12 protein-coding genes are annotated in these 14921 nt (G+C 70.8%); 7 read left to right on the top strand and 5 right to left on the bottom strand.

Going from position 1 to position 14921, the window contains the following annotated elements; genetic code table 11:
* The first annotated feature begins 110 nt into the window (after nucleotides 1–110).
* The 3 genes from PV762_RS18020 to PV762_RS18010 are packed head-to-tail and all read left to right on the top strand — an operon-like array spanning nucleotide 111 to nucleotide 7445.
* Nucleotides 111–1769 carry an ATP-binding protein gene (locus tag PV762_RS18020; protein ID WP_421036382.1) on the top strand — a complete coding sequence of 553 codons (1659 nt, stop codon included), beginning with the start codon at nucleotides 111–113 and terminating at the stop codon, nucleotides 1767–1769.
* Complete coding sequence (locus PV762_RS18015; RefSeq protein WP_421036381.1) at nucleotides 1762–4485, top strand: ATP-binding protein; 2724 nt, start codon at nucleotides 1762–1764, stop codon at nucleotides 4483–4485. The genes PV762_RS18020 and PV762_RS18015 overlap by 8 nt, the downstream gene beginning before the upstream one ends.
* A complete protein-coding gene (locus PV762_RS18010) occupies nucleotides 4482–7445 on the top strand; it encodes an ATP-binding protein (RefSeq protein ID WP_421036380.1) in 2964 nt (987 codons plus the stop codon). The genes PV762_RS18015 and PV762_RS18010 overlap by 4 nt, the downstream gene beginning before the upstream one ends.
* On the opposite strand, the gene PV762_RS18005 is transcribed toward PV762_RS18010, so the two are convergent.
* Genes PV762_RS18005 through PV762_RS17990 form a run of 4 tightly spaced genes read right to left on the bottom strand, consistent with a single transcriptional unit; the run spans nucleotide 7429 to nucleotide 10434 of the window.
* Nucleotides 7429–8418 carry an alpha/beta fold hydrolase gene (locus PV762_RS18005; protein WP_421036379.1) on the bottom strand — a complete coding sequence of 330 codons (990 nt, stop codon included), beginning with the start codon at nucleotides 8416–8418 and terminating at the stop codon, nucleotides 7429–7431. The genes PV762_RS18010 and PV762_RS18005 overlap by 17 nt on opposite strands.
* A 56-nt stretch (nucleotides 8419–8474) precedes the next feature.
* Complete coding sequence (locus PV762_RS18000; RefSeq protein WP_421036378.1) at nucleotides 8475–9128, bottom strand: isochorismatase family protein; 654 nt, start codon at nucleotides 9126–9128, stop codon at nucleotides 8475–8477.
* Nucleotides 9089–9922 (bottom strand): LuxR C-terminal-related transcriptional regulator, encoded by an 834-nt coding sequence (locus tag PV762_RS17995; RefSeq protein ID WP_421036377.1) that lies wholly within the window; start codon nucleotides 9920–9922, stop codon nucleotides 9089–9091. Before PV762_RS17995 ends, PV762_RS18000 begins: the two co-directional genes overlap by 40 nt.
* 44 nt (nucleotides 9923–9966) lie before the next feature.
* On the bottom strand, nucleotides 9967–10434 hold the full coding sequence (locus PV762_RS17990) for a DUF1348 family protein (protein ID WP_421036376.1): 468 nt from the start codon (nucleotides 10432–10434) through the stop codon (nucleotides 9967–9969).
* Nucleotides 10435–10664: 230 nt separating this feature from the next.
* Here PV762_RS17990 and PV762_RS17985 point away from each other — a divergent pair, with 230 nt between their 5' ends.
* Genes PV762_RS17985 through PV762_RS17975 form a run of 3 tightly spaced genes read left to right on the top strand, consistent with a single transcriptional unit; the run spans nucleotide 10665 to nucleotide 13016 of the window.
* Complete coding sequence (locus PV762_RS17985) at nucleotides 10665–11312, top strand: LuxR C-terminal-related transcriptional regulator (protein ID WP_421036375.1); 648 nt, start codon at nucleotides 10665–10667, stop codon at nucleotides 11310–11312.
* A gap of 59 nt (nucleotides 11313–11371) precedes the next feature.
* Nucleotides 11372–11962 (top strand): pyridoxamine 5'-phosphate oxidase family protein, encoded by a 591-nt coding sequence (locus PV762_RS17980; protein WP_421036374.1) that lies wholly within the window; start codon nucleotides 11372–11374, stop codon nucleotides 11960–11962.
* Nucleotides 11955–13016, top strand: a complete 1062-nt coding sequence (locus PV762_RS17975; protein ID WP_421036373.1) for a proline iminopeptidase-family hydrolase — start codon at nucleotides 11955–11957, stop codon at nucleotides 13014–13016. Before PV762_RS17980 ends, PV762_RS17975 begins: the two co-directional genes overlap by 8 nt.
* Before the next feature lie 40 nt (nucleotides 13017–13056).
* Here PV762_RS17975 and PV762_RS17970 read toward each other — a convergent pair whose 3' ends face one another.
* Entirely contained in the window at nucleotides 13057–14055 is a 999-nt protein-coding gene (locus tag PV762_RS17970) for an alpha/beta fold hydrolase (RefSeq protein ID WP_421036372.1), read from the bottom strand.
* Between the two features lie 325 nt (nucleotides 14056–14380).
* Here PV762_RS17970 and PV762_RS17965 point away from each other — a divergent pair, with 325 nt between their 5' ends.
* Nucleotides 14381–14893, top strand: a complete 513-nt coding sequence (locus tag PV762_RS17965; RefSeq protein ID WP_421036371.1) for a hypothetical protein — start codon at nucleotides 14381–14383, stop codon at nucleotides 14891–14893.
* Nucleotides 14894–14921: the final 28 nt, after the last annotated feature.

Here is a 14921-nt window from a genome sequence, read left to right as displayed (position 1 = left end):
TCCCGCCGGGCTGGCCCGGAGCGCGGGGCGGAGCCATTAACCGCAATTTACTTGAGCGCCGCGCGCCGAGGAGGTACACCACTACGTTCGCAGTTTTCCCAGGAGTGTCCTTGACGGCGCTGATTTCCGAGGCGGCCAATGCCTTCGCGTTCGGGCCGTTCCTCCTGATCCCCGAGCGGCAGCAGCTCCTGGAAAACCAGGAGGCGCTGCGCGTGGGCGGGCGCGCGCTGGACCTGCTGACGGCGCTGGTGGAACGCCCGGGCGAGGTCGTCTCCAAGCGCGAGTTGATCGCGCGCGTCTGGCCCGGACTGGTCGTGGAGGAGGGCAACCTCAAGGTCAACATCTCCGCGCTCCGGCGACTGCTGGGCGACGGCGCCGATCCGGCGCGCTACATCGAGACCGTGGTAGGCACGGGCTACCGGTTCGTCGCGGAGGTGCGCTTCCTGGCGCATCGGGCGTCGCATCAAGCGTCGCAGGCGTCGCACGCGTCGTCGACTCGATGCACTTCGCCGCAGCCGCGCACGAGCAACCTTCCGGCGCTGCGCAGTCCGCCTTGCGGCCGGGACGAGGCCATCGCCGTCGTGCTGCGCGACCTGCGGGATTCGCGGCTGGTGTCCATCGTCGGACCCGGCGGCATCGGCAAGACCACCGTGGCGCTCGCGGCCGCCGCTCGAGGCGCCGGCGACTTCAGGAGCGGCGCGTGGTTCGTCGACCTGGCGCGGCTGACGGACCCGGCACTGGTGCCGGTCGCGATCGCCGACGCGCTGCGCGAGAGCGCCGGTCCGTCGATGTCGTCGTCGCTGTCGTCACTGTCGCCGTCACCGCTGGCGCAGGCGAGGAACGGGACGGAGCGGGATCACGAGGTCCTGCTGGTCCTCGACAACTGCGAGCACCTGATCGGCGCCGTCGCCAGCTGCGCCGACCAACTGCTGGCCGGCACCCGGCAGGTGAAGCTGCTCGCCACCAGCCGCGAGCCGCTGTGCATCCGCGGAGAACTCGTCCGGCGCCTGTCCGGCCTGGCGCTGCCGCCTTCGCTGCCATCCGCTTCATCCGGGCGGGACCGGCTCCGCGCCGAGGACGCGATCGCCTTTGCCGCGGTGCAGCTCTTCGTCCAGCGGGCGAGCGAGCCGCAGCGCGCGTTCCACCTCGACGAGGCGAATGCCGAGGAGGTCGTCGCCATCTGCCGACGGCTGGAGGGCCATGCGCTGGCCATCGAGCGCGTCGCGCGCCGCGTCGGCGCGCTGGGCATCGCCGGCACGCTGGACCATCTGGCGCGGCGCTTCCACATGTTCGACGGCCACCACGAGGGACCCGAGCGGCACCGCACGCTGACGGCGACGGTGGCCTCCAGCTACGACCTCCTGTCCGCCAGCGAGCAGGCGGTACTGCGCCGGCTGTCGATCTTCGAGGGGCCGTTCAGCCTGACCGCCGCCTGCCGGGTCGGTGGGGCCCAAGCTGCGGTTCAAGGTGCGACTCAAGGTGCGACTCAGGGTGCAACCCAAGCGGCGAAGGATCGCGCGGCGGCAGGTGCTGCGGAGGCGCTCACGTACGCCGCCGTGGTCGAGGACGTCGGGCAACTGGTCGCGAAGTCGCTGCTGGTGGCCGAGGCGCGGGACGGCGAGATGCAGTACCGCCAGACCCCGTTGACCCGCGCCTTCGCGATCGAGCAGCTGATCGCGCTCGGCGAGCGCGAGGACGCAGGGCGGCGCCTTGCCGCGTTCCTGTCGGAAGACCCATCGACAGGGCGGAATACCCCTGGACATGACTGACTCCGGGGAGGGGCGCCCGACCGCCGCGTCGGCCAAGCTGTTCGATTTCCCTGCCGGGGCCAGGCCCCGGACCAACCTGCCGGCCACGAGCACCCGCGTGGTCGGGCGCGAGGCGGTCGTCGACCAGTTGCTGAGGCAGGTGGCGCACGCCCGGCTGATCACCGTCGTCGGTCCGGGCGGCATCGGCAAGACGACCGTGGCGCTCGCCGTCGCCGAGCGGGCGGACGAGGACTTCCCCGACGGCGTCTGGTTCGTCGACATCGCGCCCTTGCGCGATGCGTCGCGGGTCCCCCACGCGATCGCGGCCGCGACCGGCCTGGCCGTGCACTCGGCCAACGTGTTGGGCGCCTTGTGCCGCTCGCTGCGCCATGGCCGGGCGCTGCTGGTGCTGGACAACTGCGAGCACCTCGTGACGGCCGTCGCCGCCTGCGTGGAGGAGCTGCTGCGCGAGACCTCCGGCGTGCGCATCCTCGCGACCAGCCGCTGCGCGCTCCAGCTCGACGGCGAACTGGAGCACCGGCTGGAGGGGCTGGCCTCGCCGCCGCGATCGGCCGCGTTGACGGCGGCGCTGGCCTTGACCTTCCCCGCGGTCCGGCTGTTCGTCGATCGCGCCGGCGACCGGCTGGACAGCTTCGTCTTCGGCGACGACGACGCGACGACCGTCGCCGGCATCTGCCGCAGCCTCGACGGCATTGCGCTGGCCATCGAGCTCGCGGCCATGCGGGTCGACGTCTTCGGCGTGAAGGACCTCCAGAAGCAGCTGGACGGCCGCTTGAGCGTGCTCGCCGGCCGGCGCGCCGGCCACGAGCGGCATCGCACGCTGGCCGCCACGCTCGACTGGAGCTACGGCCTGCTGGGGCCGGACGAGGCCCGGCTGCTGCGCGCCGTGTCCGTGTTCGGCGGCGGCTTCCGGATCGAGGGTGCCGCGGCCGTGGATGCCACGACCGCCGAGGTCGCCGCGCCGCTGCTGGCGGAACTCGCGTCGAAGTCCCTGCTGTCGATCGAGGTCGGCATCGCCGCAGGCAACGAAACCTCATCCGATGCCGATGCCGATGCGGGCATCGCCGTCGCGGCGGGCAACGTCTACCGCCTGCTGGACACCACGCGGGTCTACGGCGCCGAGAAGCTCGAGGAGGCCGGCGAGGAGCCGGCGACCCGGCTGCGACATGCGCAGTACGTCTGCGACACGCTGGAGCGTGCGGCGGCCGAGTGGGGGCGGCAGCTGTCGCGCGATTGGGGCGACACCTACGGGCCTTATCTCGACGACCTGCGCGCCGCGCTCGCCTGGACCGACGCCGAGCCCGGTCACCATGCGCTGATGATCCGGCTGACCACGGCCGGCACACTGCTGTGGAATCACTTCTCGCTGACCGACGAGAGCCGCATCCATCTGAGCCAGGGCATCGCCAGGCTCGCTGGCGAGAGGGCAGCGAGGGCAGCGAGGGCAGCGAGGGCGGCGAGGGTAGCGGGCATGGGCGCCGGCACCGCCATCGGCACCGACGACGATGCCGCGTCGCCGGTGGAGATGCACCTGCAGTTCGCGCTCGCCGGCGCGATCCTCTACACGCGCGGCATCAAGCCGGAAGCGCGACAGGCCATCAGCCGCGCGCTGGAGATCTCGGAGCGCCTGGGCGACACGGACTTCCGCCTGCGCTGTCTGCGTCTGATCGGCACGCTCGAACTCTTCTTCGGAGAGAACGACACGGCCCTGGGCACGCTGGAGACCTTCCTGACGATCGCTCGCGTGGAAGACCCGTCGGCGCTGGCCGAAGGCGAGACGCATCTGGCCGTGGGCGAGACCTTCGTCGGCCGCCTGACCGACGCCCGCCGCCGCATGGAACGCGTCTGCGCGCAGAGCTCGCAGGACTTCAACGACGCGCGCTTCGCCCGCTTCCAGTACAGCAACAGCGTCAACATGCTGGTCGTGCTGTGCCATGCGCAGTGGCTGACCGGGCAGGTCGACGCGGCGGCCCGAACGGCGGCGAAGATCCTCGTCTACGGACGCCAGTCCACGCATGAGCTGTCGCTCAGCATCGGCCTGGCCTGGAACAGCCTGGTCTACTTCTGGATCGGCCGCGACGACGAGTGCGCCCGCCACGCGGCCATGCTCGACGAACTCGTCGAGCGGCACGGCATCGTGACCTGGCGGCCCATCGCCACCTTCTGCCGCGGGGCCGTCGCGGCCCGCCGGGACAGCGCCGGGAACGACGGCGGCGACGACAGGAACGGCATCGCCGCGATGCGGCAGGCGATCGACGAGTGCCGCCAGATCGGGCACATGGCGCGTCTGCCGTTCTACATCGCCATGCTGGCGGAGGCGCTCGGCCGACGCGCGCGCTTCCCGGAAGCGGAGGCGGCGATCCATGAGGCCGAAGCGCTGGCCTTCGGGCAGAACGAGCAATGGTGTCTGCCGGAGATCCGTCGCATCCATGCCGGCCTCCTGTCCGCCCAGGGCCGGTCTGGCGACGCCGAGGTGATGCTGATGCGCGCCCTCGACCTGTCGGTCGCCATCGGCGCGCTGAGCTGGGAACTGCGGGCCGCGTGCGACCTCGCGCGGCTGTGGCGGACGCGGTCGCGCGGGGCCGAGGCCCTGCGCCTGCTCCGGGCGGTCCTGGATCGCTTCAGCGAAGGCCTGGGCACGCGGGACCACGCGGCCGCCGCGCAATTGCTCGCCGAGTTGCAGACCGGGGAGGCCCCCCGTCCGGAGGACGCATGAACCGCGACCCCGACACGCCCCGCGCGCGGCATCTGGCGTTCGGCCCGTTCGTGCTGCTGCCCGAGCGTCAGCTGCTGCTGCGCGACGAGATGCCCGTGCGCATCGGCGGTCGCGCGCTGGAGATCCTGACGCTGCTGGTGGAACGCGCCGGCGACGTCGTCAGCAAGCGGGAGCTCATCGAGCAGGTCTGGCCCGACACGGTCGTGGACGACGGCAACCTGAAGGTCAACATGGCGGCGCTGCGACGGGCGCTGGGGGACGGACCGCATGCCGGACCGCAGGCCGCATCGAACGTCACATCGAACGCCGCATCGAGCGCCGGATCGACGACCGGACCGACCCTGGGTCCGGGCCCCGGTCCGTACATCGCGACCGTGACCGGTCGCGGCTACCGCTTCGTCGCCCCCGTGCAGTCGGTAACGCCTGACGGCCAAGCCGGCCTCTCGAGCGCGGGCCCGGGCCCGGGCGCGCGGCGCGACAACCTGCCGACCCGAGGCACGCGCGTCTTCGGCAGGGCCGAGACCATCGCCGCGATCCGGCGGGACCTCGCGCGGTCCCGCCTGGTGTCCCTGGTGGGCGCGGGCGGCATCGGCAAGACCACGGTCGCGCTTGCGGCGGCCGAGCTCGAACTCGACACCTTCGCGCAAGGCGTCTGGCTGGTCGACCTGGTGCTGCTCAAGGACGGCGCCCTGGTCCCCAACGCCGTGGCCGCGGCGATCGGCCTGACGGCGCATTCGGCGGACATGCTCACGCCGCTGTGCGCCGCCTTGCGCGACCAGTCGCTGCTGCTCGTCATCGACAACTGCGAGCACGTCATCGACGCGGCCGCCGCCTGCGTGAACCGCCTGCTCGCGGAAGCCGCCGGCGTGAAGGTCCTGGCCACCAGCCGCGAGCCGCTGCTGGTGAAGGGCGAACGCGTGCGCCGGCTGCCCGGTCTGGCGGCGCCGGCCGCGTCCGTCTCGCTGGACGCGGCGCAGTCGCTCGCGTTCCCCGCCATCCAGCTCTTCGTGGAACGGGCGACCGAACGCGTGGACGCGTTCGAGCTCAGCGACGGCGATGCGCCGCGGGTCGCCGAGATCTGCCGCCGGCTCGACGGTCTGGCGCTGGCGATCGAATTCGCCGCGACGCGCGTCGACGCGTTCGGCATCAACGGCCTGCTGCAGCGGCTCGACGACCGCTTCCGTCTGCTGCAGGGCCGGCGCGCCGGCCCGGAGCGGCAGCGCACGCTGACCGCGACGCTCGACTGGAGCTACGGCCTGCTGTCGGACGACGAGGCCGCGCTGCTGCGGGCGGTGTCGGTGTTCGCGGGCGTCTTCGACAGCGAGGGCGCGGCGGCCGTCGCGGACCTGCCGCGCGCGGACGCCGCCGAGGGGTTGTCGCAGCTCGCCGCGAAGTCGCTGCTGGCGACGGACCTGGACGCGTCCAGCGCGGCCTACCGGCTACTGGAGACGACGCGGTCCTACTGTGTCGACCGCCTGCGCGCCGCCGAGCAGGAACGCGAGGTCCGCGGGCGCCACGCGCGCCACCTCTGCGCGATGCTCCAGCGCGCCGGCGCCGAGTGGGCCAAGCGTCCGGCCGACGAATGGGCCGCGGTCTACGGCCGCTTCATCGACGACCTGCGCGGCGCCCTGGCCTGGCTGGTCACGGACGAGGCGCACCGGCCGTTGCACATCCGGCTGACCGTCGCGGGCCTGCTGCTCTGGAATCATTTCTCCCTCACCGCGGAGAGCCGCGTGCACGCCTCGCGGGCGGTCGAGTCCCTGGCGGCGGCGGGCATGACGGGCACCGCGCACGAGATGAAGCTCCAGCTGTCGCTGGGCGGCTCCACCATGTTCACGCGCGGCCTGCGGCCGCAGGCCATGGCCGCCTCGCAGCGCGCGCTGGCGATCGCGCGCGGGATCGGCGACGAGGACTACCACCTGCGCTGCCTCATGATGATCGGGATCCACCAGTTGTTCACCGGGGACCACGAGGCGGGACTGGGCACGCTGGAGCGCTTCACCGCGGTCGCCGCGCGCAGCGATCCGTCCGTGCTGCCCGAGGGCGAGACCCACGTCGGCATCGGCGAACTCTTCCTCGGCCGCCTGGCCGACGCCCGCCGCCGGCTGGAGAGCCTGGAGCGCCGGGACCTGCGCTACTTCGGCTCCTACGGCGTGCGCTACCTGTCCGATCCCGTCATCCTGGTGCGCAGCGTGCTGAGCCACGTCCACTGGCTGGGCGGCCGCGCCGACACGGCGATGCGCATGGCCGGGCTCGCGCTCGACAACGCGCGGGCGCTGGGGCATGAGCTCTCGTTGAACAATGTGCTGTCCTATCTCTGCGCCGTGTACTTCTGGAGCGGGCAGTATGAGCGCTGCGACCGCGCGGTGGCCCAACTGGAGGAACACGTCGGGCGGCACGGCCTGGTGGCCCGGCGGCCGGTGGCGCGCTTCTTCCGCGCGGCGCTCCTGCATGTGCGGGACGAACCGGGCGTCGACGCCGTGGCCGCGATCGAAGCGGCCATCGAGGATTTCCGCAGCGTCAATCACCTCGCACGGATGCCGTACTACCTCGGCGTGCTGGCCGAGGCCCAGCGCGATCGCGGTCGGCTGGAGGAGGCGGAGGCGACGATCGTCGCGGCGCGCGAGATCGCGTCGTCGCAGAAAGAGGGCTGGTGCCTGCCCGAGGTGATCCGCGTGCAGGCCGGCATCGCGTCGGCCCGGGGCCGCGTCGACGTCGCCGAGGCCTTGCTGATCGACGCCATGGCCCTCGCGAGCGCCTCCGGCACGCTGGCCTGGCGCCTGCGCGCGGCCTGCGATCTCGCGAGGCTGTGGCGCGGTCGGACGAGGACCGCCGACGCGCGCCACCTGCTCCAGTCCGTGATCGGCGAGTTCACCGAAGGAGTCGAGACGCGGGATCTGCTCGGGGCCGCCGAGCTGCTCGCCGCGCTCGGTGCCCCTTCGCTTACTTCGACGCCTTGACGTTGCGCTGCAGGAAGCCGCGCATCAGGCCGGCGATCTTCTCGCTCTCCTCTTCGAGCGCGAAGTGGCCCGTGTCGAGCAGGTGCAGCTCCGCCTTGGGCAGGTCGCGCAGGTAGGGGTGCGCGCCGGCGGGCGGGAAGATCTTGTCGCCCTTGCCCCAGACGATCAGCATCGGCGGCTGGTGCTTGCGGAAGTAGGCCTGCCACGACGGGTACAGCGGCGGGTTGGTGCCGTAGCTGTAGAACATCTCCAGCTGAATGTCCTTGTTGCCCGGGCGGTCCATGTAGAACTGGTCCGTGGCCGCGGCGTCCGGGCTGATGTGGGTCGCGTCGCGGTAGCCCTCCGAGTACTGCCACTTCGTCGCAGGAAGCTCGAACAGCGGGCGCAGCTTGTTGCCGTTGGCCACCGACTTGTCGGCCCAGAAGGCCTTGGCCGGCACCCAGAACTCGTTGTCCAGTCCTTCGTCGTAGGCGTTGCCGTTCTGGACCACGATCGCGGTGATGCGCTCGGGATGCGCGGCCGCGAGGCGGTAGCCGATGGGCGCGCCGTAGTCCTGCACATACATCGCGTACTTCTTCGCGCCGACGACCTCGGTGAACTTGTCGACCACCTTGGCCAGGTTGTCGAAGCTGTACTGGAACTTGTCCATCGGAGGCATTTCGCTGCGACCGTAGCCGGGGTAGTCCGGCGCGATCACGCGGTAGCGGTCGGCCAGACGCGGGATCAGGTTGCGGAACATCTGCGACGAGGTCGGGAAGCCGTGCAGCAGCAACAGCACGGGCGCGTCCTTCGGACCCGCCTCGCGGTAGAAGATGTCGAGGCCGTCGACCTTCACGGTGCGGTAGCTCACGGCGGCCGTGCTGGCGACGTTCGTCGCGTCCTGGGTGGCGGCGGGACCGGCCTGCACGCCGTGCGGCGCGAACGCGAGCAGCAGCGATGAGGCGAGAACCCACGCGGAGGCGGAGTGCTTCATGGGAGACCCTTTCTGGGGTTGGAGGAAAGAAGGGAAGGAGCTGAAGCGCGGGCGCCTCAGCCTTCGGAGGCGCCGAACATCGCCGTGGCGTAGGCGATGCCCACGCCGTAGGCGCCGGCCAGTTCGCGGGCGATGCCGGTGGTCAGCTCGTAGGTGTCGGCGCGGCCCCAGTCGCGCTGCAGTTCGAGCAGATACTGCAGCGCGGTCATGGGCTGCGCGCCGGCCTGCACCATGCGGGCGACGGCGCGTTCATGGGCTTCCGAGGTGATGTCGCCGCAGGCGTCGGTGAGCACGAGGACGTCGTAGCCCTGCTCGAGCGCGGCCAGCGCCGGACCCACGATGCACACGGAGGTCCACAGGCCCGCGAGGACCACGCGCGGCTTGCCGATGGCGTTGACGGCGGCGACGACGTTGGCGTCCTCCCAGCAGTTCATGGTGCTGCGGTCGATGAGCTCGTGCTGGGGGAAGGCGTCGGTGACCTCGTCGAACATCGGGCCGGAGAAGCTGCGCGCCGCGACGGTGGTGAGGATGGTGGAAACCTGGAATCCGGCCGCGGCGCGGGCCGCGAGGGCCGCGTTGTTGCGCAGGCTCACGCCGTCGATGGACTGCGTGGCGAAGGCCATCTGCGGCTGGAAGTCGATCAGCACCAGCGTGTGGTCGGTCGGCGTGATCAGGCGGGACGCAGGGCGGACGGTGGCGGTGATGGGCATGGGGCCTCCTCTGGGAAAGTTGCGGTTGCGTAACGAGTTCCCAGTCTCGGAAGAAGCGCGTGCGGCGCCAACGCACTTGCGGTCATGGGCCGCTCGCCCATTCGGACAGGTGCGCCGTCGGCGGGCGTGGGCCGCGTGAGCAGTCCGCGCTCCGAGGCGATCCACAGCGCCTCGGTCCGGCAGCGCGCGCCGAGCTTGGAGAACAGCGTGCGCAGATGGGCCTTCACCGTGCCCTCGGAGATCGTCAGCGAACGCGCCATCTCCTTGTTGCTCTGGCCGCGCAGCACCAGGGCCAGCACCTCGCCCTCGCGCAGCGTCAGAGCCGGCTGCCCGAGCTTGTCGGCCAGATGCAGCGACGCGGCCGCGCAGAGATGACGCAGACCCGCCGCGACGGATCGGACGGCGCGCACGATCTCCTCGCGGCCGCAGCTCACCATCACGTAGCCGCGCACGCCGGCCGACAACGCGGCGCGCACGTCGGGCGCCTGGCCGTCCATCGCGACGACCAGGACCGGCGCGTGCCTGGCGGGGCCGCCGGGCGGCGACGACGCGTGCCGCAGCGCGCGGTCGTGATCGAGGACGAGCAGGTCCGGCGCCGGCTGCGATCCCTGCGGTCCCTGCGGGAATTGCGGCCATTGCGGCCATTGCGGCCATGGCGTCGATCTCGCCGGCGCGTCGTCGTTCGACGACGGCCGCAGTTCGAATTCGGGCCACGCGCCGAGGATCTGTCGAAGCCCCGCTTCGACGACCGGCAGCTCGTGGGACAGCTCGATCACGGTGGGTCTGAGGGACATCGCGCTTCTCCGGTGGCGGTGGCGGTGGCGGTGGCGGGACGAGGTCAGAGCCCGAGCTCCGACAGGCCCGGGTGTTCGTCGGGTCGGCGGCCCAGGTCCCAGCGGAACAGCCGCGCGCTCTCGGCGATGGGCAGGTCGTTGATGCTGGCGTGGCGATGGGCCATCAGCCCGCTGGGCGCGAACTCCCAGTTCTCGTTGCCGTAGCTGCGATGCCATTGGCCGTGGACGTCGCGCCATTCGTAGGCGAAGCGCACGGCGATGCGGTGCTCGTGGAAGGCCCACAGCTCCTTGATCAGCCGGTAGTCCAGCTCGCGCTGCCACTTCGCGGTGAGGAAGGCCTGGACCTGATCGCGTCCGCGCGGGAACTCCGCCCGGTTGCGCCACACGGTGTCGACCGTGTAGGCGAGCGAGACGCGCTCGGGGTCGCGGGAGTTCCAGCCGTCCTCGGCGGCGCGCACCTTCTGCAGGGCGGTCTCGAGGGTGTAGGGCGGGAAGGGCGGGCGTTGTTCCATGAAGGTGCTCCAGCACGTTGCGGTGAGACGAGTATGGAAGTCGCGGACCCGATCGACGCGGCCGGGCGGCCGCTTCTCACCTCGTTTCACCACGATTAACCGGCGGCGCGCCGGACTGGCGCGAGGATGCACAACGCCTTATGGTTATTAACCGGAACTAACTCGACGGCGCATCGGCCGGGGACGGACCATGACCGCCAGTCGTGCCGGTGCACGTTCAGGAGCAAGTCATGGTTCGTGTCCCCTCCGCTCTGCCGAGAGTCCTCATCGATCACGAGGAGCCGCTCCTCGCGATGGGCCTGCGTGCCGCGCTGCAGCGGGCGCCCCACCTCCAGATCGTGGGGAACGACGAGGCTCACTTCGGCGTACCGCTGCAGGTGCAGGTGCTGGTGACCGACTGGTCGCAGGGCATGCGCTGGCTGTCCGCGGACCGGGCCGATCCGTCGCGGGCCGCCAGCGTGCTGGTCGTCTCGTCGCAGGCGCGCGAGCAGCCGATGCTGTCCGCGCTGCGCCGCGGCCTGGGCGGCGTCCTGCTGGCGTCCTGCACGGCATCGGAGCTGCTGATCGCGGTGGACGCGCTGGCGGCCGGTCGCAGCTACGTGTGCGCGGAGGTGGCGCAGCGGGTGGCCGCGAACTTCTCGCGCGAGCCCCTGACCACCCGCGAGGAGACGGTGTTGCAACTGCTCGCGCGCGGGCAATGCAACAAGTCCATCGCGACCAACCTCGGCATCGCGCCGGGCACCGTCAAGAGCCACGTCAAGGCCATCCTCGGCAAGCTCGCCGCGTCCACGCGGACCGAGGCCGCCAGCATCGCCGCCGAGCTCGGCATCGTCGAGTTCACGCGTTCGCCGCGCTTCGAGCTCGCGTCGCTGAACTGAGATCGTCATCGCGAGGCGTCGTCCGACGGGCGCGCTTCCAGTCATCACCGGAGACCACCATGGGCCGAGCCTATTCAGACCTCATGTTCACGCCCGGCGTGCGCGAGACGCAGACCGAGCTGGGGAGCCGCGCGCAGTACGAGTTCCTCGACACGATGCAGGACCGCGGCGACGCGCTGACACCGCGCGAGGCGCAGTTCATCAAGGAGGCCGACCACTTCTTCCAGGCCACCGTCAGCGAGACGGGCTGGCCCTATGTGCAGCATCGCGGCGGCCCCAAGGGATTCCTGAAGGTCCTCGACGCGCGCACCCTCGGCTTCGCCGACTTCCGCGGCAACGTGCAGTACCTGAGCGTGGGCAACCTGCGCCATGACGACCGGATCTCGATCCTCATCATCGACTACGCGCGCCGGCGCCGGCTCAAGCTGCTCGGACGCGTGGAACTGGTCGAGGCGGGCGCGAGCGAGCACGGCGACGCCGCGATCGACGCGGTGAGCGACCCCGGCTATCCGGCGGACGTGGAGCGCGTCTTCCTCATCCGCATCGAGGGCTGGGACTGGAACTGTCCGCAGCACATCACGCGCCGATTCACCGAAGCCGAGATCGAGGCGCAACGGATCATTTCCAACAGCAGAGACGTTCATGACTGACAGAAGAAGTTTCCTGACCATCGGCGCGGGCGCCGCCACGGCAGCCGCCACCGTCGCGGCCACGGCCGGCGCCGGCGTGCTGGTTGCGCCGACTCGCGCGGACGCCGCGTCCGGCACGGCGCGTGCGTCCGACATCGCGGCCCGCGTGCCGGACGGGCTCAATCCCGTCGGCGTGCGCACGGCCGGCGTGCGGCTGGTGCCGGTCGTCGGTGGCAAGTACAAGGTGTGGACCAAACGTGTGGGCAGCGGCAAGACCAAGATCCTGCTGCTGCACGGCGGCCCGGCGTTCTCGCACGAGTACCTCGAGGCGATGGCGGCCTTCCTGCCGGAAGCGGGTTACGAGATCTACTTCTACGACCAGCTCGGCGTCAACAACTCGGACCAGCCGGAAGATCCGACGCTCTGGACCCTGCCGCGCTACCTGGAGGAAGTGGAAGAGGTGCGTCGTGCGCTGGGTCTGGAGCAGTTCGTGCTGTTCGGCCACTCGTGGGGCGGCGTGCTGGCGATGGAGTACGCGCTGAAGCATCCGAAGGTGCTGAAGGGCCTGGTCGTCTCCAACATGGTCGCGGGCATGCAGGCCTACCTGAAGCACGTGAACCACTTGAAAGAGACGCTGCTGCCCGCGCCGCTGCTGGCGCGGCTCAACGCGCTGGAGGCCGCCCGCGACTTCGACAACCCCGAGTACGAGCAGATCATCCTCGAGCACCTGTACACGAAGATCATCTGCCGCCTGGATCCCTGGCCCGATGCGCTGATGCGCAGCTTCAAGCACCTCAACAAGGCCATCTACGTGCAGATGCAGGGCCCCAGCGAATTCGAGGTCAGCGGCAACCTGAAGGACTGGGAGCTCTGGGACCGGCTCAAGGACATCCGCACCCGCACGCTGCTGCTGGGCGCGCGGCACGACACGATGGATCCCGAGGACATCCGCCGCATGGCGACGCTGATGCCCAATGCGAAGGCGGCCATCTGCCCGGACGGCAGCCACCTCGCGATGTGGGACGACCAGGCCGTGTACTTCGGTCACCTGCTGCGCTTCCTCGCGTCGCTGTGAGCGAGGGCTGAACCTGCTTCCAGCCCCGGTCGGATCCGGCTCAGCGCGGTGACGGTACCGGCGAAGGTCGCGGGAGCTGGCGATCGAGGAAGTCCAGCATCCGCCGGGCGACCTCGTCGCCATGCGAGACCAGCGCGAAGTGGCCGGCGCCTTCGATCAGATGGATCTCCGCGCGCGGCAGGTCCTTCTGGAAGGCCTTCGCGCCCGCGGGCAGGAAGAACGGATCGTTGGCGCCCCAGATCGCGAGCAGCGGCGGCTGGTGACGGCGGAAGTAGTCGTGCAGGGCCGGGTATTGCTTCAGGTTGGAGCGGTAGTCGAGCAGCACGGCCAGCTGGATGTCCTCCTGTCCCGGGCGGTCGAGGAAGGACTGGTCCAGCAGATAGTGCTCGGGCGCGACGCGCTCGGGCGGCTTGACCCCTTCGAGGTACTGCCACTTCGTCGTCTCCAGCTTGAAGAGCCCGCGCAGCGGCTCGCGGTTGGCGGGGGAGGGGTCGGCCCAGTACTTGCGCATCGGCGCCCAGCCGGGGCTGAGGCCTTCCTCGTAGGCATTGCCGTTCTGCGACACGATCGCCGTGATCTGTTCCGGGTGCGCGACCGCCAGGCGCCAGCCGATAGGCGCGCCGATGTCGAAGACGTAGAGCGCGTAGCGCTTGAGTTGCCGGACCTCGGCGAAGCGGGCGATGACCTGCGTCAGCTCATCGAAGGTGTAGCCGAACGGGGCGCCGGCCTTCACCTCGGTCAGGCCGTAGCCAGGAATGTCCGGCGCGATGACGCGGTAGCGCTGCGCGAGCTTGGGGATCAACGCGCTGAACAGATGCGACGAGGTGGGAAAGCCGTGCAGCAGCAGGATCGCCGGCGCGTCGGCCGGACCGGCCTCCCGGTAGAAGACCCGGTGTCCGTCGATGTCGGCGAAGTCGTGGCGGACGACGATCGGCGAAGCGGCAGTCGCAGTGGGGGCCGCAGTCGCGGCGCCGGAGGCGGCAGTGGGCGGCTCGGTCGACGGCGGCGCCGCGATGGCGCTGGCGCTCGCGCCGAGCACCAGGGCCGCTGAAAGAAGAAGAGAAAGAGGGAGAGACAAGTGAAGCGGAGGGCGGAGCGTGGTCGCGCGCATGAGGAGGTCCTTTCGATCGCCGCATCGGAATCGGCGTGGCGCAGCCAAGGTATCGCCTCCCGACGCGTCGCGGCGTTGGCTCTGGTTAAACGTGGTGAAGGCGTGGTGAAGGCGGCGCGGCACGATCGCTCGATAGGGGCGGAGCCAGGGTCCGTCTTTAGGCCAATGCGGCGCCTCCCCTCTGGAGGATTCGCCGGCGACGCGGAACTTCGACAGTAGGGCACGACCAACGACCCGTGTGCGAGGTGCCCCGATGACGATCTTCAATCTGGATGACGGACCCGCCCGGGCGTCCGCGCGGCCCGCGCGGCCCGCGCGCCGGATCATGGACGCCTCGCGGCGATTGGACTGGTACGGCAACGAGCTGCTGCGCCAGACCCAGTTCGACGTCATGCGGCACGCCTTCTCCGATCAGGGCGGGCTGCTCTGCAGCGAGGAGCTCGAACGCCGCCTGCGGCCCGCGGTCGATCAGCCCATCTCCCAGATCGCGCGGTGGTTCGTGTCGCGGTCCATCGTCACCGTGCAATGGCAGGCCCGGACGTGGATCCCCGCGTTCCAGTTCCTGACGCCGGGCTTCGCGGTGCGGCCCTGCTGCGCGCGCGTGCTCTGCGAGCTGGAGGCCGTCTTCGACGACTGGGAACTGGCCTGCTGGTTCGCCAGCCCCAACGCCTGGCTCGCTGGCGCCTCGCCGGCGAGCTGTGTCGAGCAGGACCACCTGGTCCTCCAGGCCGCGCGCGCGGACCGGTTCATCGCGCGGGGACCTTGAGCGTTCCCACCACCTCTTTACTCCACTG

This window comes from Mitsuaria sp. CC2, assembly GCF_048957715.1.
In the GTDB taxonomy this organism is placed as follows: Bacteria; Pseudomonadota; Gammaproteobacteria; order Burkholderiales; family Burkholderiaceae_C; genus Roseateles.
The sequence above is the reverse complement of the archived record's forward strand: the minus strand, read 5'-3'. Positions and strand labels throughout refer to the sequence as shown.

Coding starts and splice junctions, on each gene's coding strand:
- PV762_RS18015 (WP_421036381.1), top strand. CDS start 1,762: ATGACTGACTCCGGGGAGGGGCGCCCGACCGCCGCGTCGGCCAAGCTG.
- PV762_RS18010 (WP_421036380.1), top strand. CDS start 4,482: ATGAACCGCGACCCCGACACGCCCCGCGCGCGGCATCTGGCGTTCGGC.
- PV762_RS18005 (WP_421036379.1), bottom strand. CDS start 8,418: ATGAAGCACTCCGCCTCCGCGTGGGTTCTCGCCTCATCGCTGCTGCTC.
- PV762_RS18000 (WP_421036378.1), bottom strand. CDS start 9,128: ATGCCCATCACCGCCACCGTCCGCCCTGCGTCCCGCCTGATCACGCCG.
- PV762_RS17995 (WP_421036377.1), bottom strand. CDS start 9,922: ATGTCCCTCAGACCCACCGTGATCGAGCTGTCCCACGAGCTGCCGGTC.
- PV762_RS17990 (WP_421036376.1), bottom strand. CDS start 10,434: ATGGAACAACGCCCGCCCTTCCCGCCCTACACCCTCGAGACCGCCCTG.
- PV762_RS17985 (WP_421036375.1), top strand. CDS start 10,665: ATGGTTCGTGTCCCCTCCGCTCTGCCGAGAGTCCTCATCGATCACGAG.
- PV762_RS17980 (WP_421036374.1), top strand. CDS start 11,372: ATGGGCCGAGCCTATTCAGACCTCATGTTCACGCCCGGCGTGCGCGAG.
- PV762_RS17975 (WP_421036373.1), top strand. CDS start 11,955: ATGACTGACAGAAGAAGTTTCCTGACCATCGGCGCGGGCGCCGCCACG.
- PV762_RS17965 (WP_421036371.1), top strand. CDS start 14,381: ATGACGATCTTCAATCTGGATGACGGACCCGCCCGGGCGTCCGCGCGG.